At 58.0% G+C, this 19,221-nt stretch carries 13 protein-coding genes, 2 tRNA genes and 1 pseudogene; 9 read left to right on the forward strand and 7 right to left on the reverse strand.

The window, feature by feature from the left end:
- Nucleotides 1-2: 2 nt before the first annotated feature.
- Complete coding sequence (locus L2Y28_RS13665) at nt 3-791, forward strand: substrate-binding domain-containing protein (RefSeq protein WP_022648576.1); 789 nt, start codon at nt 3-5, stop codon at nt 789-791.
- On the opposite strand, the gene L2Y28_RS13670 is transcribed toward L2Y28_RS13665, so the two are convergent.
- Nucleotides 763-1,665 carry a LysR family transcriptional regulator gene (locus tag L2Y28_RS13670; RefSeq protein WP_022648577.1) on the reverse strand — a complete coding sequence of 301 codons (903 nt, stop codon included), beginning with the start codon at nt 1,663-1,665 and terminating at the stop codon, nt 763-765. The two genes, L2Y28_RS13665 and L2Y28_RS13670, sit on opposite strands and share 29 nt — an antisense overlap.
- Nucleotides 1,666-1,934: 269 nt before the next feature.
- Between L2Y28_RS13670 and mtfA the strand changes: the two genes are divergently transcribed.
- The gene (gene mtfA / locus L2Y28_RS13675) at nt 1,935-2,732 is read left to right on the forward strand and encodes a DgsA anti-repressor MtfA (RefSeq protein ID WP_022648578.1); all 798 of its coding nucleotides are present in this window, start codon (nt 1,935-1,937) and stop codon (nt 2,730-2,732) included.
- On the opposite strand, the gene L2Y28_RS13680 is transcribed toward mtfA, so the two are convergent.
- Nucleotides 2,729-3,937, reverse strand: coding sequence for an MFS transporter (locus L2Y28_RS13680; protein ID WP_022648579.1), 1,209 nt, complete (start codon nt 3,935-3,937; stop codon nt 2,729-2,731). The genes mtfA and L2Y28_RS13680 overlap by 4 nt on opposite strands.
- 138 nt (nt 3,938-4,075) lie before the next feature.
- Between L2Y28_RS13680 and L2Y28_RS13685 the strand changes: the two genes are divergently transcribed.
- The 6 genes from L2Y28_RS13685 (at nt 4,076) to L2Y28_RS13710 (ending at nt 12,285) form a co-directional block, all read left to right on the forward strand.
- Nucleotides 4,076-5,818 carry an IucA/IucC family siderophore biosynthesis protein gene (locus L2Y28_RS13685; protein ID WP_022648580.1) on the forward strand — a complete coding sequence of 581 codons (1,743 nt, stop codon included), beginning with the start codon at nt 4,076-4,078 and terminating at the stop codon, nt 5,816-5,818.
- Nucleotides 5,818-6,765, forward strand: coding sequence for a GNAT family N-acetyltransferase (locus L2Y28_RS13690; protein WP_022648581.1), 948 nt, complete (start codon nt 5,818-5,820; stop codon nt 6,763-6,765). Before L2Y28_RS13685 ends, L2Y28_RS13690 begins: the two co-directional genes overlap by 1 nt.
- A complete protein-coding gene (iucC, locus tag L2Y28_RS13695) occupies nt 6,762-8,504 on the forward strand; it encodes an IucA/IucC family siderophore biosynthesis protein (RefSeq protein WP_022648582.1) in 1,743 nt (580 codons plus the stop codon). Before L2Y28_RS13690 ends, iucC begins: the two co-directional genes overlap by 4 nt.
- The gene (locus L2Y28_RS13700) at nt 8,501-9,826 is read left to right on the forward strand and encodes a lysine N(6)-hydroxylase/L-ornithine N(5)-oxygenase family protein (RefSeq protein ID WP_022648583.1); all 1,326 of its coding nucleotides are present in this window, start codon (nt 8,501-8,503) and stop codon (nt 9,824-9,826) included. The genes iucC and L2Y28_RS13700 overlap by 4 nt, the downstream gene beginning before the upstream one ends.
- A 26-nt stretch (nt 9,827-9,852) precedes the next feature.
- On the forward strand, nt 9,853-12,042 hold the full coding sequence (locus tag L2Y28_RS13705) for a TonB-dependent siderophore receptor (protein ID WP_022648584.1): 2,190 nt from the start codon (nt 9,853-9,855) through the stop codon (nt 12,040-12,042).
- Between the two features lie 167 nt (nt 12,043-12,209).
- Nucleotides 12,210-12,285, forward strand: a tRNA-Asn gene (locus tag L2Y28_RS13710).
- 99 nt (nt 12,286-12,384) lie between these two features.
- Here the strand turns inward: L2Y28_RS13710 and cbl are convergent.
- Both cbl and nac read right to left on the reverse strand, forming a co-directional pair.
- Complete coding sequence (gene cbl / locus L2Y28_RS13715) at nt 12,385-13,335, reverse strand: HTH-type transcriptional regulator Cbl (protein WP_003859532.1); 951 nt, start codon at nt 13,333-13,335, stop codon at nt 12,385-12,387.
- Nucleotides 13,336-13,431: 96 nt separating this feature from the next.
- The gene (nac, locus tag L2Y28_RS13720) at nt 13,432-14,349 is read right to left on the reverse strand and encodes a nitrogen assimilation transcriptional regulator NAC (protein ID WP_022648585.1); all 918 of its coding nucleotides are present in this window, start codon (nt 14,347-14,349) and stop codon (nt 13,432-13,434) included.
- Nucleotides 14,350-14,669: 320 nt separating this feature from the next.
- Between nac and L2Y28_RS13725 the strand changes: the two genes are divergently transcribed.
- Nucleotides 14,670-14,745 (forward strand) — tRNA-Asn (locus L2Y28_RS13725).
- 83 nt (nt 14,746-14,828) lie between these two features.
- Here L2Y28_RS13725 and ldtA read toward each other — a convergent pair.
- The 3 genes and pseudogenes from ldtA to L2Y28_RS13740 all read right to left on the reverse strand — a co-directional run bounded on the left by ldtA (nt 14,829) and on the right by L2Y28_RS13740 (nt 18,997).
- On the reverse strand, nt 14,829-15,761 hold the full coding sequence (gene ldtA / locus L2Y28_RS13730) for a L,D-transpeptidase (RefSeq protein WP_032622405.1): 933 nt from the start codon (nt 15,759-15,761) through the stop codon (nt 14,829-14,831).
- A gap of 62 nt (nt 15,762-15,823) precedes the next feature.
- Nucleotides 15,824-18,518, reverse strand: a pseudogene (locus L2Y28_RS13735) (cation-transporting P-type ATPase).
- 47 nt (nt 18,519-18,565) lie between these two features.
- Complete coding sequence (locus L2Y28_RS13740; RefSeq protein ID WP_022648589.1) at nt 18,566-18,997, reverse strand: universal stress protein; 432 nt, start codon at nt 18,995-18,997, stop codon at nt 18,566-18,568.
- Between the last annotated feature and the right edge of the window lie 224 nt (nt 18,998-19,221).

A 19,221-nucleotide genomic window follows, 5' to 3' on the forward strand; every position in this document is an offset into this window, starting at 1 on the left:
TCATGCTTACATTCAGAACGGTGATTGCCGCCCTGACCTTCACCACCCTCAGCGCGGGCGCGCTTGCGCAGGAGGTGACGGTGATGATTTCTGGCGGCTTCAAAGCGGCGCTGGAGAAGCTGGCGCCGCAGTACGAAGCGCAAAGCGGCGACAGGCTCATTGTGGTCTCCGGCCCGTCGATGGGCAAAACACCGCAGGCCATTCCGGCCCGGCTCGCCCGGGGCGAAAAAGCGGACGTGGTGATTATGGTTGGAGATGCGCTGGCGAAACTGGAACAGGATCGCAGGACGGCGGCGGGCTCCCGCGTGGAGCTGGCGGATTCGCCCGTCGGGATGGTCGTCAAAGCGGGCGCGCCGGTGCCGGATATCAGTACGGTACCCGCCCTGCGGCAAACGCTGCTGAAGGCGCATTCCATGGCTTATTCCGACAGCGCCAGCGGCCGGTATGTTGAGAGCCAGTTGTTCCGTAAGCTGGGCATCGACGGCCAGGTCCAAAATAAAGCGCACCGGGTTGAGCGCATCCCGGTGGCGTCTGAAGTGGCAAAAGGGAAATACGATCTCGGCTTTCAGCAGGTGAGCGAGCTTCTGCCGGTCCCGGGCGTGACGTTTGTGGGTAAGTTGCCTGACGACATACAGTACATTACCCGTTTCGCCGGAGCCGTAACGCAGAAGGCCGACCATCCTGAGCAGGGAAAAGCGCTGCTGGCCTTTCTCTCCTCGCCACAGGCGGCCAGCGTCATTACGGCAACGGGCTTAACGCCCGTCAGTGCACCTCGCGATACTGCTCGGTGATCAGCGTTTCGAGTTCGGCAGCAATGTAGGACTGGATCCGCCCGCGGCGGCGAATCAACCCCACGGTTCGCCTGACCTCTGGCTCTGTTAAAGGCACCGACGTCAGCAGCGAATGCTCTGCGCGGGGCATTGACATGGCGGGAACGGCCGCAATGCCGATCCCGGCTTCAACCATCCCGAGCATAGTCGTCACGTGCCGCGTTTCGCAGATGCTGGGGCGCTCAGGCCGAATATGTCCGACCCGCTGGTCGAGAAGATTGCGGTTGCCGGAGGTCTTATCCAGACCGATATAATCCTGCTGATAAAAAGCCTGCCACGTCAGGCTTTTTCTTTTTGCAAGCGGGCTGTCTCGTCGGCAGGCGGCCACGTAGACGTCTTCCACCAGGGGGACAAACTCGATGTCGGGCTGTAAACTCCGGGCAAAGCAGATACCGAAATCCGCCTGTCCGCGGGTGACGTCCTCGATAACATTTCCGGCGCTGCTGTCGATAAGTTTAATGCGCACGCGGGGGTAACGGGACTGAAAGCGGCGGATCACATCCGGCATAAAGTAACAGGCGGCTGACGGCACCGTCGCCACGGTGATCAATCCCGTGCGCTCCTCGCTGGCCTTATCGATATCCGAAAGCATGGACTCCACGTCGACAAGCAGTTGCCCGCACCGGTCGGCAAAGGTCTGTCCATACAGGGTCAGCGTGACGCGCCGGGTGGTTCTGTCGAACAGTTTTGTCCCCAGTGCCGCCTCCAGCTTTTCAATTCTGCGACTCAACGCCGACTGGGAAAGGCAGATAGACTCCGCCGCAAGACGGAAATTGCCGTATTCCAGTAAAGCGCGGAAGGCATAGAGATCGTTGAGGTCAAAATTGACGGGCATAATACTGACGGGATCCTTAAGCACGGTAGGGTAAGAAGAGATTTATCATAGCCGCGTACGACATACTTCACAAAATGAAGGGGATACCCCTAAAGCGCTATCAACCTTACGGCACATAGTGATAGTTTATGCGGGCTGGATTCCTCTTAAACAGGCTGCCAGTCTGCATGCCGCCGAAGAGGAGTGTCATACTGCTTAACAGAGTATGTTGGCATGCTAACAGCCCCTGACCTTTCCATTTTGTTCACGTGCGAGTAACGAGCAAAGCGATGATTAAGTGGCCCTGGAAAACGAACGAAGCTGGTCGAAATATGGCGCTGCCCTGGGATGAGGCTCTGGCGATCCCCGTGCTGGCGAATCTCTTGCCTGAAGAGCAATCAAAGCTGATTCAGCTGGCCGAGCGTTTTTTACAGCAAAAACGGCTGGTGCCGCTACAGGGCTTCGAACTGGATCCGCTTAAAAATTCGCGCATCGCCCTGCTCTTCTGCTTACCGGTACTGGAGCTGGGTATCGAATGGCTGGATGGCTTCCACGAAGTGCTGATCTACCCGGCGCCGTTTATCGTCGATGATGAGTGGGAGGATGACATCGGGCTGGTGCACAACCAGCGTATGGTGCAGTCCGGGCAGAGCTGGCAGCAAGGGCCGATCATCCTCAACTGGCTGGATATTCAGGACTCGTTCGATGCCTCGGGCTTCAACCTGATCATTCACGAAGTAGCGCATAAGCTGGATACCCGCAACGGCGATCGCGCCAGCGGCGTGCCGCTGATCCCGCTGCGTGAAGTCGCGGGATGGGAGCACGACCTGCACGCGGCGATGGAAAACATTCAGGATGAGATAGACCTGGTGGGTGAAAGCGCGGCCAGCATTGATGCCTATGCCGCGACCGATCCCGCCGAGTGCTTTGCGGTGCTGTCCGAGTATTTCTTTAGCGCACCTGAGCTTTTCGCCCCACGCTTCCCGGCGCTGTGGCAGCGTTTCTGCCAGTTTTACCAGCAGGATCCGCTCCAGCGTCTGCGGCAAAGTGAGGACGCAGCCAGCACCTCCTCTCATCCGTTCCACTAATGTTCAGCAGGGGTACGATCGGTCGATCGTACCCACACGCTCACCGCGAGAAACAGCAGCGCCATTCCCCATGCGGCAGTAATCAAAAACTGCTCACCGTAAAAGCGCGTCACCACGGGTACCAGCAGCGCACTGGCCCCGTACCCCAGCGTATGGCTGGTGGCGATCACCCCTGCCCCTTTGCCCGTCGTCAGCCGATCGTTGAGCAAAAGCTGGTATCCCGGCGTGGCCATGGCGGCACCCAGCGAGGTGATGACAATGCCCACGTAGAACAGGGCTAAACTGGCGAGACACATCAGCCCAAGCCCCGCCACCATCAAGACCGCGGCAATTAAGAGTAAAACCCTCGGGCTAAAATGCTGCGGGCGTACCACCAGAAACTGCGCCGCCAGGGTCGCCAGCGCGGCCAGGCTCAGCAGCAGGGCGACATGATGGCTGATTTGCACGGCATCGCCATTAAATAAAGGATGAAGATGCGGCGATAAACCAAGCTGCATCAGGCTGACCAGCGCCGCCAGCAGCAGCGCCAGCAGCAGGAAAGGCATCATAGAGGCCTGTAACCGCGTCGACTGGTGCGCCACCGGCGGCAGCGGGGGATCGGCGGCTTCGCGCAGCACCAGAAGCAGCGCGATAAACGGCGCCAGCGCCATCAGCCAGAGCGGTGCGACCGGGCTGACGCTGAGCATCAGCGCGGCCAGAGGCGGTCCCAGCAGACGCCCGCAGCTAAGGCCAGAGCTAATCGTTGCCAGCGCCGCCATTCTTTTATCCAGCCCCGCGCGTTGAATGGCCCACGTCTGGGCCGCAGGCACCAGCCCCGATACCGTCAGGCCGTACAGCATGCGCGACAGAACCAGGCCCGCCATTCCCCAGAGGGCATTCAGCGCGCCGTTGGCCATCGCCCAGACCACCAGCGCCATCAGGACGAAGCTCGCCAGATAGCCGCCTAACGAGGCCAGCATCACGACCTTACAGCCGTGCCGCTCGCTCTGGCGTCCCCACCAGGGCGATGCGGGCAAAAAGAGCATCGAGCCGAACATCAGCAGCCCGGCCCAGACGGAGAGCGACAGTCCGGTCAGGGAGACCAGCTGCGGCAGCATGACCAGCAAACCGTTTTGTCCGATACCCAATAAACCAGCGCCCAGTGCAAGGGGCCAGTTTGCCTTCGGGGCCATATTGTCAGTGATGTTCTCAGTACAGGTGCGCATAGAATTGTGAAGATAATGTCAATAAATGTGTGGAAATTATGAAGTTTATGAAAACAAATATTGCAAAAATAGTTGCGGCTGTAAACAGAATGAATATCATAACGAGAATTATTATCAGTCATGGAATGAGGTACATCTATGCGTGCTCTGCCCCGCTCCGCCGGTACAGATGTTGCGGCCCAGTGTTTTTTGAACGCGCTGCTGCGCGAAACGAAGGACTGGCACTATCTTCCCGCAACCCGTGCGGATGAGTTATCGCAGATACATATCCCGCTCTCCCCAACCCAGGCCATCCGGGTTCCGGTACGCTATTTCTCCCCCACGCAGCATCACCAGTATTGTTTCCCGGCCACGCTGATTCAGGCCGACAGCGACGGCGGTGACACGGTCACATTCCATCAACTGATTGATTTCATTCTTGAAAAAGAGACAGTAAAAGGCGCTCTGGACGCCGATACGCTGGCGCGCTTTAAGCAGCGCGTCCTGGAGAGCCATACGCACACCTGGCAGGCCATTGATTTACGCCACAACTGGGCAAACCTGCGCGATAAGCCGCTGACCTTTGCCGAAGCGGAACAGGCGCTGCTGGTCGGCCATGCTTTTCATCCTGCCCCAAAGTCGCACGAGCCGTTTAACGAGGCCGAGGCGCGCCGCTATCTGCCGGATTTCGCCTCGCGCTTCCCGCTGCGCTGGTTTGCGGTTGAGCATGAACTGATTGCCGGGGACAGCCTGAACGTCTCCCTGCGTGAACGTCTGCTGCGCTTCGCGGCCCAGAGTGCGCCGGATCTTCTCGGCCACTTCACCGACACCCGCTGGCTGCTGCCGATGCATCCGTGGCAGGCTGCCTATTTGCTGGAGCAGCCGTGGTGCCAGCGTCTGGTTGAAAAAGGTGCCCTGCGGGAACTTGGCGAGGCGGGCGCACAGTGGCTGCCTACCAGCTCTTCCCGCTCGCTGTACAGCGAAACCAATAGCGACATGATTAAGTTTTCCCTCAGCGTGCGGCTGACCAACTCCGTGCGCACGCTGTCGGTCAAAGAAGTTAAGCGCGGCATGCGCCTGGCGCGGCTGGCGAAAACGGCACGCTGGCAGGAACTTCAGGCGCGCTACCCGACCATGCGCGTGATGCAGGAGGACGGCTGGGCGGGGCTGTGCGATGAGCACGGCGTCATTCAGGAAGAGAGCCTGATGGCCCTGCGCGTCAACCTGCTGTTCGATACCCCTGAAACGCAAACCAACGTGCTGGTGAGCCTGACCCAGGCGGCACCGGACGGCGGCGACAGCCTGCTGGCGGCGGCGGTGCGCCGTCTGAGCGAGCGTCTGGATCTCCCGCTCGCTCAGGCCGCCCGCTGCTGGCTGGACGCCTACTGCGACCGCGTATTGCTTCCGCTGTTCAGCGCCGAGGCGGACTACGGTCTGGTCCTGCTGGCGCACCAGCAAAATATCCTCGTTGAGATGCAGCAGGATTTCCCCGTTGGGCTGATCTACCGCGATTGTCAGGGCAGCGCCTGGACCGAAGGGGCCGACGCGTGGCTGAAAGAGGCAGGCGAAACCGAGGTGGAAAACCGCTTCGGTGAGAGCCAGCTGCTGCGCTACTTCCCTTATTACCTGCTGCTGAACTCTACCCTTGCCGTCACCGCCGCGCTCGCCGCTGCCGGCTTCGACAGCGAAGAGAACCTGATGCCCCGCGTGCGTGACGCGCTGGCCAAACTGCGCATGACGGCGAAGCAGACCCGCTGCCTTGATTATGTGCTCGACAGCCCGACCTGGAACTGCAAAGGCAACTTCTTCTGCTACCTGCACGATCGCAACGAAAACACCATCGTCGATCCGGCGGTGATCTATTTCGACTTTAGCAACCCGTTTTATAAGGAGAAGGCGTGATGGCAAACGCGAATATCGTCCATTCCGGCTACGGCTTTCGCTGTACGGCCACGGAACAAAACCTGCCGCTGACGCTGGGTCTTGACGGCAGCGTGGTCCTTGCGCGTCTGGCCGGGCTCCCGGACGGCTGGCTGGTGGACGCCCTCGACCAGCTGTTTGTTGCCGCCCCCGCCCTGACCGGCATTACCCTGCCGTGGGCCGCCTGGCAGGATGAACCTCAGGCGCAGGCGCTGTTTAGCCTCGCAAACGGGGATTATCTGGCGCGCGAAATATTCTGGCAGCTGCCGCTGTGGCTGAAAGGCGAACGTCCGCAGGCGAGCGGCGGAATGCAGTTTGATGAAAGCCGTCAGCTGTACTTCCCGCTGCGCCCTCATCGTCCGCAGGGCGAAGTGTATCGCCGTTACGATCCGCAGATTAAGCGCACCCTGAGCTTCCGCGTGGCGGACGTGGCGCTGGACGGCGAGCGTTTTACCCGCTGGATGAACACCCCACGCGTGAACGCCTTCTGGGAGATGGCGGGCCCGCAGGCCGAGCAGGAAAACTACCTGCGCCGTCAGCTCGACTCGACCTATTGTTACCCGGTGATCGGCTGTTTTGACGACCAGCCGTTCGGCTATTTTGAACTCTACTGGGCGGCGGAAGACCGCATTGGCCGCCACTACCGCTGGCAGCCCTATGATCGCGGACTGCACATGCTGGTGGGTGAAGAGAACTGGCGCGGGGCGCAGTATATCCGCAGCTGGCTGCGCGGCCTCAGCCACTATCTGTATCTCGATGAACCGCGTACGGCGCGCATTGTGGCGGAACCGCGCTTCGACAACCAGCGTCTGTTCCGCCATCTGGCGCCCGCCGGTTTTGACACGGTGAAAGAGTTCGACTTCCCGCACAAACGCTCCCGTCTCATCATGAGCGAGCGGCACCGCTTCTTCCATGAGGTGGAACTGTGAACGCGCTCTGGCAGAAAGTGAACCGCGAGATGGTGGCGAAGATCCTCGCTGAACTGGAATATGAACGCACCCTGCGCGCCGAGCCGGTTTCGGCGGACTACTGGCGCATCAGTATGGGCAACGCGACCTGGCAGTTTAGCGCCACGCGTGGGATCTGGGGCTGGCTGCATATTGACCCTGATACCCTGACCACCGCCAGTGGCGCGGCGGTCGAAGCGGAAAACGCGCTGCTGCAACTGGCCACCGTGCTGGAGATGAGCGACGCGCAAACGGCGGAGCACATGGAAGATCTCTACGCCACGCTGCGGGGCGACATGCAGCTGTTGCAGGCGCGTGACACGCTGGATGCCGATGCGCTGATCCACCTCGACCCGGACGAACTACAGTGCCTTATGCGCGGTCACCCGAAGTTTATTTTCAACAAGGGACGCCGCGGCTGGGGGCTGGATGCCCTGCGCCAGTACGCGCCGGAATATCGCGGGCGTTTTCGTCTGCACTGGGTCGCCGTGCAACGCGATCGTCTGGTCTGGAGCAGTGACGCCGATTGCGATATCAACACCCTGCTCGCCAGCGCCATGGATGATGCCGAGCGCACCCGATTCGACGCCCGCTGGCAGGGGCTGGATCTGGACGACAGCTGGCTGCCGGTGCCGCTGCATCCGTGGCAGTGGCAGCAAAAAATTGCCATTCATTTCCTGGCACAGCTCGCGCGCGGTGAGATGGTGGAGCTGGGAGAGTTCGGCGATGAGTATCTGGCGCAGCAGTCCCTGCGCACGCTGACCAATGCCAGCCGTCGCGCGCCGTATGACATCAAGCTGCCGCTGACCATCTACAACACTTCCTGCTACCGCGGTATTCCGGGCAAGTATATTGCCGCCGGTCCGCTGGCCTCGCGCTGGCTACAGCAGCAGTTCGCCAGCGATGCCACGCTGATTCACTCCGGGGCGCAGGTGCTTGGCGAACCCGCAGCCGGATATCTGTCGCATCCGGGTTATGCCGCATTGCCTGAGGCGCCGTACCGCTATCAGGAGATGCTGGGGGTGATCTGGCGCGAGAACCCATCCTGCTATTTACAGGATGGCGAACAGGCGGTGCTGATGGCCGCGCTGATGGAAACCGATAACGACGGGCGCCCGCTGATTGACGCATGGATCAAACGCTCGGGGTTAACCGCAGACGCATGGCTGGAAAAGCTGTTTGAGGCGACGGTGATCCCCTTCTATCACCTGCTCTGCCGCTACGGGGTGGCGCTCATCGCCCACGGCCAGAACGTCACGCTGGTGATGAAAGATTACGTTCCACAGCGCATTCTGCTGAAGGATTTCCAGGGCGACATGCGCCTGGTGGACGAGGATTTCCCGCAGGCGCAGAGCCTGCCGGAGCAGGTAAAAGCCGTCACCGCACGCCTCAGTGCGGATTACATCATCCACGACCTGCAAACCGGCAACTTTGTCACGGTGCTGCGCTTTATTTCCCGTCTCACCCTGCAAACCGGCGTGAGCGAAACCCGCTTCTATCAGATCCTGGCGCAGGTATTACGTCGCTATATGGCCGCCCATCCGGATCTTGCGGCGCGCTTCGCGAAGTTCGACCTGTTTAAGCCGCAGATTATTCGTGTGATCCTCAACCCGGTCAAACTGACCTTCTCTGAACACGACGGCGGCAGCCGCATGCTGCCGAACTACGTCTGCGATCTTGATAACCCTCTTTTTCTGGTCTCCCAGGAGTCAGCGCAATGAAAACCTATGATTTCATCGGCATTGGTATCGGTCCGTTCAACCTCAGTATTGCCGCGCTGGCAGAGGGGCTGGACGGTTTTAGCTCGCTGTTTCTTGAACGCAAGCCGCACTTCTCCTGGCACCCGGGAATGATGGTACCGGACTGCCACATGCAGACCAGCTTCCTGAAGGATCTGGTCAGCGCCGTGGAGCCAACCAACCGCCACAGCTTCCTGAACTACCTGGTACAGCGCAAAAAGTTCTACCGTTTCCTCACTACCGAGCAGCGCACCGTCTCGCGCGAGGAGTTTGCCGACTACCTGTGCTGGGCGGCGGATAACCTGACTAATCTGGCCTTCAGCCAGCAGGTGCAGCAGGTCAGCTTTGATGAGCAAAACGGTCTGTTTGAGGTCGTGACCCAGCGGGATCGCTTCCTGGCGCGCCACGTCTGCGTGGGGATTGGGAAGCAGATCAATCTTCCTGACTGCGTCACCGCGCAGGACGACACCTGCTTCCACGCCAGCGAAATGATGCTGCGCACGCCGGATTTAGCAGGCAGGCGCGTCACCGTCGTCGGCGGCGGCCAGAGCGGTGCGGATCTGTTTTTGAATATCTTCCGTGGGGAATGGGGCCAGCCGCTGAGCCTCAACTGGATCTCGCGTCGCAACAACTTCAACGCGCTGGATGAAGCCGCGTTTGCTAACGAATATTTCACGCCGGAGTATGTGGACAGCTTCTCCACCCTCGGTGACGACGCCCGTCGCCAGATGTTGCAGGAGCAGAAGATGACCTCCGACGGGATCACCACGGAGTCGCTGCTGGCCATCTATCGTGCTATGTATCACCGCTTCGAAGTGCTGCGCGAAAAACCCTGGGCGCACCTGATGCCGTCCCGCTCGGTGACGGCGCTGACGCGCCAGGAGAACGGGCAGCGCCTCAGCATCCAGCATCACCTGGACGGCGGTCGCGAACAGCTGGAGAGCGACGTGGTGATTTTCGCCACCGGCTACCGCGCCGTGCAGCCTGCTTTCCTCGCTCCGCTCTCTTCCCGACTGCGTCTGGATGAGGATGAAGCCTTCTGCATCAACAACGATTTTACCCTTGAATGGGACGGCCCGCAGAGCAACCGCCTGTTTGCCGTCAATGCCGGGATGCACCGTCTCGGTATTGCCGAACCCCAGCTCAGCCTGATGGCCTGGCGCGCGGCGCGAATTCTGAATCGCGCTCACGATGACGAGCCGTTTGAACTGGCAACCACCCCCGGCGTGATCCACTGGCGGAGCACCACCAGCCCGGAGAGCAGCCAGGTTTTTAAATCATTAATGAAGACCACCGAGTACTGACACACACATTCAGGATCAACATAACAATGAAACGTTCTCATCTTTGGGTTTTAAATCCGTGCTTGCTTGCCATGCTTTCTACCTCTGCGTGGGCGGAAGAACAAAAGGAAGAAGATATTGTGGTTTCTGCCAGCCGGGCACATCGCAGCGTGGCAGAGATGGCGCAAACCACCTGGGTTATAGAGCGGGCGGAAATTGAGCAGCAGGTTCAGGGCGGGAAAGAGATTAAAGAGGTGCTGGCCCAGCTGATCCCCGGCATGGACGTCAGCAGCCAGGGACGTACCAACTACGGCATGAACCTGCGCGGTCGCTCCATGATGGTGATGGTGGACGGCGTGCGCCTGAACTCGTCCCGCAGCGACAGCCGCCAGCTCGACTCTATCGATCCGTTCAACATTGACCGTATCGAAGTCATTTCCGGCGCCACCTCGCTGTACGGCGGCGGCAGTACCGGCGGTCTGGTGAACATCGTCACCAAAAAAGGCCAGCCGGAGACCGAAGTGGAGTTCCAGACCGGGGCAAAAAGCGGGTTTAACAGCCATAACGACCATGATGAGAACGTCTCAGCAGCCGTGAGCGGCGGCAACGACAACGCCTCTGGACGTCTGTCGGTCTCCTATCAGCGCTACGGCGGCTGGTATGACGGCAACGGCGACGAGGTGATTATCGATAACACCCAGACCGGCTTGCAGTATTCCGACCGTATCGACGTGATGGGAACGGGCACCATCAACATCGACGATCATCAGCAGCTCCAGTTAACCACCCAGTACTACAAGAGCGAATCCGACGGCAAACACGGGCTGTTCCTCGGAGAGAATTTCGCTGCGGTCACGGGCGATGCCAAAGCCTATAACAAAGACAACCTGGACTCTGACCGTATCCCGGGCACAGAGCGTCACCTGATCAACCTGCAGTACTCGAACACCGACTTCTGGGGGCAGGATCTGGTTGCGCAGATTTACTACCGTGATGAGAGCCTTACCTACTACCCGTTCCCGACGCTGAGCAAAGGCGCGGTGACCAGCATTGGCGCGTCCCAGCAGAAAACCGATTTTTACGGCGGCAAGCTGACGCTGAACAGCAAGCCGATGGATGACCTGACCCTCACCTGGGGTGTGGATGCCGATCACGAAACGTTCGACGCCAACCAGCAGTTCTTCGACTTAAGCAAAGCGGCGGCGAGCGGCGGCATGGAGCTGGACAACGCCTACAACGTGGGCCGTTACCCGGGATACAGCATTACCAACCTCGCGCCGTTCCTGCAAGCCAGCTATGACATTGACGCTATCACCCTGAGCGGCGGCGTGCGCTACCAGTACACCGAAAACAAGGTGGACGATTTTGTCGGTTACGCCCAGCAGCAGGCAATCGCCACGGGCAAAGCCACCTCCGCTGACGCGGTGCCGGGCGGGAAAACCGACTACAACAACTTCCTGTTTAACGCCGGGATCCTTGGACGTCTGACCGAACAGCAACAGCTGTGGTTTAACTTCTCCCAGGGCTTCGAAATTCCGGACCTGGCGAAGTACTACGGCTCCGGCACCTATCAGCTGGTCGATGGTCACTATCGCCTGCAAAACAGCGTGAACGTGAACGACTCAACGCTGGACGGTATTAAGGTCAATGCTTACGAGCTGGGCTGGCGCTTCACCGGCGATAACCTGCGTACCCAGGTGGCGGCCTACTACTCGCTCTCGGATAAAACCATCACCATCAACAAGAGCGACATGACCATCAACCTGGAAGACGACAAACGTCGTATCTACGGGATTGAAGGCCAGGTGGATTATTTCTTCACCGACAGCGACTGGAGCACCGGGGCGAACTTTAACGCCATCAAGTCCGAAACGCGTGAAAACGGGAAATGGGAGAAGCTGACGGTCGACAGCGCCAGCCCGTCGAAAGCCAGCGCATGGGTGAACTGGGCGCCGGGCGACTGGGCCCTGCGCGTGCAGAGCACACAAACCTTCGACGTGTCTGACGCCGACGGTAAGAAGATCGATGCCTATAACACCGTTGATTTCCTGGGCAGCTACGCCCTGCCGGTGGGCAAAGTCAGCTTCAGCGTGGAGAACCTGCTGGACAAAGACTACACCACCGCCTGGGGCCAGCGCGCACCGGGGCTGTATAGTCCAACCTACGGTGCACCGGGTCTTTATACTTATAAAGGCCGTGGCCGTACGTTTGGTCTGAACTACTCCGTTCTGTTCTGATCCTGCGCGCCGCCTGTCTGCGGGCGGCGCGATTTGCTGTGCAATTTGAAAGCAAATTTGCTATTAAATCATCGGTTTGCTGAAATTGTCGGCAAACGAACAAAAACGGTGTTTTCCCCTTTGACAAGGCGCACTGAGGTCGATAATATGCGCCTCGTTCACACGATTCCTCTGTAGTTCAGTCGGTAGAACGGCGGACTGTTAATCCGTATGTCACTGGTTCGAGTCCAGTCAGAGGAGCCAAATTTGAAAAGCCTGCTTTTAAAGCAGGCTTTTTGCTTTTGTGGGTTCGGTAAATTTGCCGGGTGGCGGCTGCGCCTTACCCGACCTACTGATTAGCGACTAAATCTGATAATCAATCGCCACCTCTTCCGGCTCCATCACCTGGCGTTTGATCTCATCCACGGACAGCCCTGCATTGCACAACTCGATAAATCGCCACACGTAGTTGCGCTGAAGCTGCCCGCGCTTTAGCCCCAGCCAGACGGTATTCGCGTCGAAAAGATGACGCGTATCCAGGCGCACCAGATTTCCGGCTTCATATTCTCCGCCAGACTGCTCGGCCACCAGGCCAATCCCCAGCCCTAACTCGACGTAGGTTTTGATCACGTCGGAATCCTGCGCGCTCAGCACCACGTCCGGTGTGAGCCCTTTACGCTTGAACGCTTCATCAATGCGCGAGCGTCCGGTAATGCCCTGCCGGTAGGTAATCAGCGGCCATTTGACGATCTCTTCCAGCGTCAACGGCGAAACCTGATTCAGGGGGTGATCGGCGGGTAACAGCAGGCTGTGATGCCAGCGGAACCACGGGAACGCCACCAGCAGCGGGTCGTTGCTCAGCCGTTCACTGGCGATACCAATATCTGCCCCACCGTTATGCAGCAGCACTTCGATTTCCTGCGGCGTGCCCTGGATCAGTTCCAGACGTACGTCCGGGAAGATCTCACGAAATGCTTTGATAACGGTCGGAAGACTGTAGCGCGCCTGCGTATGGGTGGTGGCGATTGTCAGCACACCTGACGCGTCGTTGGTAAAGAGATCTGCCAGCCGACGAACGTTGCTGGCCTCATTGAGAATGCGCTCAGCGATGGTCAGCAATGCCTTGCCTGGCTCCGTCATGCCCAGCAGGCGCTTGCCGCGACGGATAAAAATCTCAATGCCTAACTCCTCCTCAAGCTCGCGGATATGTCGGCTGACACCCGACTGGGAGGTGTAAAGCATGTTAGCGACCTCGGTCAGGTTGTAATCCCGCCTGGCCGCCTCACGAATAATTTTAAGTTGCTGGAAATTCACGATTCACTCCGGCGCATCTGACATAAGGCTATTGTTAGAGTCAGCCGGGCTGGAGAACAAATAATAAAAACCAGCATCTTATGCTTATTTGGAATATCAGCTGACCAGTTGCAGCTCGCGATTTTCCAGCGACGGCTTACTGACCAGAGACATCAGGATCTCTTTCACCGCCTGCGCCTGCGGTGACAGGGAGCCGCGCGCGGACATATTCAACGACAGCGGTAAGCTCATGGATGGCGTGGTGATGCGGGCCATCCAGCCATTCGCCGCGCTGCACAGTGAACGTGCGGCAGACTCGGGCAGTACCGTTACCCCCATGCCGCTGGCAATGGCGGCAGTCAGCGTGGAGATGGAATCAATCTCCCCGATAATCTTCGCCGTCAGACGGCGCAGCGAGAACGCTTCGTCAACGCGAACGCGCACGGCGCTGTAGTCGCGCGGCAGGAACAGGTTCATCTCTGCCACGGCGGTTAAATCAATGCTCTGGCCGGGGCAATCACGGGTCCCGACCAGATAAAGATCTTCCTTCAGCAGCGGCTGGCTGGTGATCCCGGCAACCGGTGAGCGATCGTACAGCACCGCCATATCCAGCTGACCGTTGAGCAGTTTGTCATTGAGCACGGAACCACTGTTCTCATGCAGATAAACCAGCACTTCTGGTAGCTCCGCGCGCACCGCCTGAAGCAGCGGCATGGTTACCGACGATGCGGCCGTTCCCGGCGCCAGGCCGATGGAGACATTCCCGCTGAGGGTCTGACCCACGTTGTGCACGGCCAGCTGCGCCTGTTCGCACTGACGCAGGATCGTACGGGCATGGGTATATAAAATTTTTCCCGCTTCGGTAGGCGTTACGCCGCGCTTGGTGCGGATCAACAGTTGCTGGTCCATTTCGCCTTCCAGAGTCGCGACCTGCTGGCTCAGCGCAGGCTGCGCGATATGCAGCACTTCAGCCGCCTGGGTCAGGCTGCCGATATCGACGATTTTTACGAAGTATTTCAGTCGTCTTAAGTTCATGTTGCCCCCTGTTCGAAAATAGCGTGCCGGTAACGGCTGTGTTGTTAAACAGGTTTTGCAATATGGATGCCAGGTTTTGGCAGCGAATAAATATCTTTGCTAAGCGGCTGAAAATAAGGAAAGCCAATCGCTGGTGCCTGTTTTCAGACAGTGACAACGGATTCCGATCTGCCCCATTCGGGGTATATCTGCACAATAATGGTGCATTCCGTTGGCAAAAACGTCAGTTTGCTGTTTTTGTCAGCAAACAGTCTAAAGTCGGCGATCCATCCTTTGACAAGGCGTACGCAGGTCGATAATATGCGCCCCGTTCACACGATTCCTCTGTAGTTCAGTCGGTAGAACGGCGGACTGTTAATCCGTATGTCACTGGTTCGAGTCCAGTCAGAGGAGCCAAATTTGAAAAGCCTGCTTTTAAAGCAGGCTTTTTGCTTTTCTGCGTTTGGTAAGTTTGTCGGGTGGCGCTCCGCTTATCCGACCTACGGTCCTGTAGGCCCGGTAAGCGCAACGCCACCGGGCATTGCAAGCCTCACCGGCATCCCCGACCGCCGTTCCAGCTCAGTGCCCGCCCCTTCACTTATCAGCTGCGTCCTTTGCGCGGCCGAAATGGGCAGCGGCACTTTTCGGGTTGATTCAAATTCCGCGCGATTGCGTGAAAGCGGCTCGTGAACCTCTAGCCAGCGGCTACCATCCGGCTCGGTGGTCATTTTTACGGGCTGATCGATAAGCTGTACCCGCGTCCCCACCGAAACGTTATCGAACAGGTATTTGATATCGTTATTACGCAGGCGAATGCAGCCCTGGCTGACGCGCAGGCCAATGCCGAAATTTGAGTTAGTACCGTGGATCGCGTACAGCCTGCCGATATAAAGGGCATACAGCCCCATCGGGTTATCCGGCCCGGCGGGCACGAACGCGGGCAACGTTTTCCCCTCCTTCGCGTAAGCACGTCGCGTATTTGGCGTGGGTGACCAGGTTGGGCCTTCCTGTTTGCGCTCAACGGCGGTTACCCAGTTACGCGGCGTTTCGCGCCCGGCCTGACCAATGCCAATAGGCAGCACCTCAACCGTGTTGCTGCCGGGTGGATAATAGTAAAGACGCATTTCCGCGACGTTCACCACAATCCCTTCACGCACGGTTGGCGGCAGAATAAGCTGCTGCGGCACCACCAGCGCTGTACCGGCACGTGGTAAAAACGGATCTACCCCCGGGTTAGCTTCCAGCATATTGCTTAACCCTTGCCCGTGCTGCGCTGCAAACGCTTCGAGCGGCAGGGTATTGCCTTCAGGTACGGTGACAGTTATCGGCGCTCCCACCAGGCGGCTCCCCTCGGGTGGGAGTGGGTAGGTTACAGCAGATGCAGCGGGAACCAGTATACAAAGCGTAAAAACAAACGCGGCAAATCGAATCATAGTGTTCTGTACTCGGTCAAAGAGAAAGCCTGCCGGTGGGCAGGCTTAGCCTACTCATTCAGTTATCCTTTCGTCGTGCGCCATCTCCGGGTAAGGACTTTTTCCGCTTCAACAATCATGAACATTGCGAACCCGATCAGGAAGGTAATGATCCAGTAGCGGAACGGCAGCGCTTCGGTACCGAACAACATCTGCATAAACGGCGCATAGACGATCAGAAGCTGAAGGGCCAGAAGTACGCCGCTCACGATCCATATGCCCTTGTTAGCCAGCAGACCTTTACTCAGGGAGAAGCCGTCGGTGACGCGGCAGTTGAGCATGTAAAACCACTGGGCGGTGACCAGCGTTTGCAGCAACACGGTGCGGATGAACTCCGGCGAGTAGCCGCGAGGTTGCAGCCAGGCCTCCAGCACAAAGGCGCTGATGGCAATCATCAGGCCGACAAACACCACGCGCCAGATGGCGTAACCGTCCATCACGTGCAGGTTAGACTTACGCGGCGGCCGGTTCATGATGTCCTTCTCACCCGCTTCAAACGCCAGACCAAACGACAGCGTTGCCGAGGTTGCCATGTTCATCCACAGGATCAGTACCGGTGTTAACGGGATCAGGTTCCCCGCCAGCAGGGCAATAATGATCAGCAGGGCCTGGGGCGATGTTGCTCGGGATAACGAACAGAATGGTCTTTTTCAGGTTGTCGTAGACCCGACGCCCTTCATGGACCGCCCGGGCAATGGTGGCAAAGTTATCATCCGTTAACACCATATCGGCGGCTTCTTTGGTGACTTCAGTACCTTTGATCCCCATCGCGATGCCGACATCCGCCCGCTTCAGCGCAGGCGCATCGTTCACGCCGTCCCCGGTCATCCCGACCACTTCCTGCTTACTTTGCAGCGCCTGCACCAGACGGAATTTATCTTCCGGGCTGGTTCGGGCAAAGATATCGTATTTTTGCGCCGCCTCGCTCAGCTGGTGGTCGTCCATCGCCTCCAGTTCGCGCCCGGTAATGGCGCTCGCCGCGTTGCCAATACCCAGCATCTGACCAATGCTCATCGCCGTTTGTGGATGATCCCCGGTAATCATTTTCACGCGAATGCCCGCCTGCAAGCAGTCGGCAATGGCCGAAATGGCTTCCGGGCGCGGGGGATCCATCATGCCCGCAATGCCGAGCAGTATGACCCCCTCTTGCAGATCCGCATGCGTCAGCTCGCGCTGCCCGCTGGCGGCCGGTTTCCAGGCCGCAGCCACCATGCGCAATCCTTCGCGCGCATACTCTTCAATCTTCTCTTCCCAATAGTGCAGGTTGAACGGCTCCAGCCCGTTTTGGGTCTGCTGGTGCTGGCAAAGACGGAAAAGGACGTCCGGCGCACCGGTGATTAACATCACCTCTTCGTCGCCCAGGCGATAAAGGGTGGACATGTATTTATATTGCGAATCGAATGGGATTTTACTGCGCAATTCGGCGTCAATTGCCGGAAGCGGGATTTTTGCCGCCAGCACCTTCAGCGCGCCTTCGGTGGGCCCGCCGGTGATTTTCCACAGCCCCTGCTCATCTTTGATCAGCTGACTGTCATTACAGAGATCGACGGTGCGCAGGTAGCGCTCCAGCACAGACCCCTGGGTCACGGTTACCGGTGTTGGATCGTCAACAGGGTGAATATTGCCCACCGGTTCGTAGCTGTCTCCCTCCACGCGGTAGGTGGTGTCCGCGGTAATCACCGCTTTTACCGTCATCTCATTCATGGTCAGGGTGCCGGTTTTATCCGAGCAGATCACCGTCATCGCCCCCAGCGTTTCCACGGTAGGCAGCTTGCGAATAATCGCCTTGCGACGCGCCATCGCCTGCACGCCCAGCGAGAGGATGATAGAGATAATGGCCGGTAAACCTTCCGGCACCGCCGCCACCGCAAGGCTAATCAGCGACAGCACCAGCTCTGATACGGGCATATCACGGAAGATAAGACTGAAAACGAACAGCGCCAGCATCATCACCAGAATGGTGATAAAAATGGTCTTGCCGAGCTTGTCCATTTGCACCATCAGCGGGGTACGGTGTTTTTCAATGTCCGACATCATCTGGTTGATATGGCCGAGTTCGGTCTCCCCACCGGTCGCCACCACCAGCCCTTTTCCCCCGCCGGAGCTGACGGTGGTGCCAGAATAAAGCAGGTTGTAACGGTCGCCTAACGGCAACTCCCCGTGGAGCGCATCGCTGCTTTTCTCCACTACCGTGGATTCGCCGGTAAGAATAGCTTCTTCCACCCGCAGGTTGTGCGCCTCTATTACGCGAAGGTCGGCAGGAATGCGATCCCCGGCGCGTATCACCACGATATCTCCCGGCACCAGCGCTGTCGTCGGGATAGTTTCATGGTTGCCCTGCCGGATGACCACAGCCTCGCTGGAGAGCATATTACGAATGCTTTGCAGCGATTTCTCCGCATTGCTCTCCTGAATATGTCCAATCAGGGCGTTGATGATGGCCACCCCAAGAATGACAAACATATCCACCCAGTGTCCCATTATCAGCTTCAGCAGCGCCGCCGCCAGAAGGACGTAAATAAGGACATCGTTGAAATGGGCCAGAAAGCGCAGCCAGCCAGGTTTACCCGGTTTTTGCGGTAAGGCATTTTCACCGTATTTTTCCAGTCTGGCGGTGGCTTCTGCACTGGTAAGTCCGTCCAGGCTGGATTGGATATTTGTCAGGGTTTCATCAACGGTCTGTTGATAATACGGATGGTGAGGCTTTTCTGTTATCATCGTTCCTTCCTCGGGTTCTTTTCAGAAATCACCTTGCTTTCATGTCATTAACGAATAACGAAAACAGGAACATGTGCATAACGAACGATACTCGCCGCCTCTGACCCTAATAAATGGGTTTGAATATTGGGATTGCGCGACCCCACAATAATCGCGCCGACGTTAAGTTCATCCGCCAGTTTGATTACCTCATCACGTATATTCCCGCTGCGAACATGTAGATGGACATTTGCTTCCGGCAGGCTGATTTTTTTTACCAGCGCGGCCAGTTTTTCTTTAGCATTATTAATCATATATTCATCCATCTTTCTCGCGTCTGCAATAAAACCGCGGGTCAGTTCCGCCGAGAACTTTGGCATAACGTACAGCAGATGGACATTACCCGATGCGCTTTGCGCCAGGAATTGGGCATGCTGTAGCGCTTTATCAGACAACGCTGTTTCGTATACATCCACCGGCACCAGAAGTGTTTTATACATATCGAGCATCCTTTTTATAACCAACACAACAGTGAGTGAATCAGGAGAGATCGCATCAAACCCATGGGTACAGGCGTGAATGCCTTTTACGGAAAAAAGGAATGGATGCTATTAAACGTAGCACAGGAATATCAGGATGTTATTCAAAGGGGATACGCTATCGTATCGCTTGTTTCGCCTGAGTATGTCACGCCACTAATAATGGTTATTTAACATTTATTTAT

It is taken from the genome of Enterobacter sp. JH25 (assembly GCF_021725435.1).
Taxonomy (GTDB): domain Bacteria; phylum Pseudomonadota; class Gammaproteobacteria; order Enterobacterales; family Enterobacteriaceae; genus Enterobacter; species Enterobacter intestinihominis.

What these genes read in the sequence shown, in the direction of transcription:
- L2Y28_RS13665 (WP_022648576.1), top strand. Translation starts at nt 3, where the DNA reads ATGCTTACATTCAGAACGGTGATTGCCGCCCTGACCTTCACCACCCTC.
- L2Y28_RS13670 (WP_022648577.1), bottom strand. Translation starts at nt 1,665, where the DNA reads ATGCCCGTCAATTTTGACCTCAACGATCTCTATGCCTTCCGCGCTTTA.
- mtfA (WP_022648578.1), top strand. Translation starts at nt 1,935, where the DNA reads ATGATTAAGTGGCCCTGGAAAACGAACGAAGCTGGTCGAAATATGGCG.
- L2Y28_RS13680 (WP_022648579.1), bottom strand. Translation starts at nt 3,937, where the DNA reads ATGCGCACCTGTACTGAGAACATCACTGACAATATGGCCCCGAAGGCA.
- L2Y28_RS13685 (WP_022648580.1), top strand. Translation starts at nt 4,076, where the DNA reads ATGCGTGCTCTGCCCCGCTCCGCCGGTACAGATGTTGCGGCCCAGTGT.
- L2Y28_RS13690 (WP_022648581.1), top strand. Translation starts at nt 5,818, where the DNA reads ATGGCAAACGCGAATATCGTCCATTCCGGCTACGGCTTTCGCTGTACG.
- L2Y28_RS13700 (WP_022648583.1), top strand. Translation starts at nt 8,501, where the DNA reads ATGAAAACCTATGATTTCATCGGCATTGGTATCGGTCCGTTCAACCTC.
- L2Y28_RS13705 (WP_022648584.1), top strand. Translation starts at nt 9,853, where the DNA reads ATGAAACGTTCTCATCTTTGGGTTTTAAATCCGTGCTTGCTTGCCATG.
- nac (WP_022648585.1), bottom strand. Translation starts at nt 14,349, where the DNA reads ATGAACTTAAGACGACTGAAATACTTCGTAAAAATCGTCGATATCGGC.
- ldtA (WP_032622405.1), bottom strand. Translation starts at nt 15,761, where the DNA reads ATGATTCGATTTGCCGCGTTTGTTTTTACGCTTTGTATACTGGTTCCC.
- L2Y28_RS13740 (WP_022648589.1), bottom strand. Translation starts at nt 18,997, where the DNA reads ATGTATAAAACACTTCTGGTGCCGGTGGATGTATACGAAACAGCGTTG.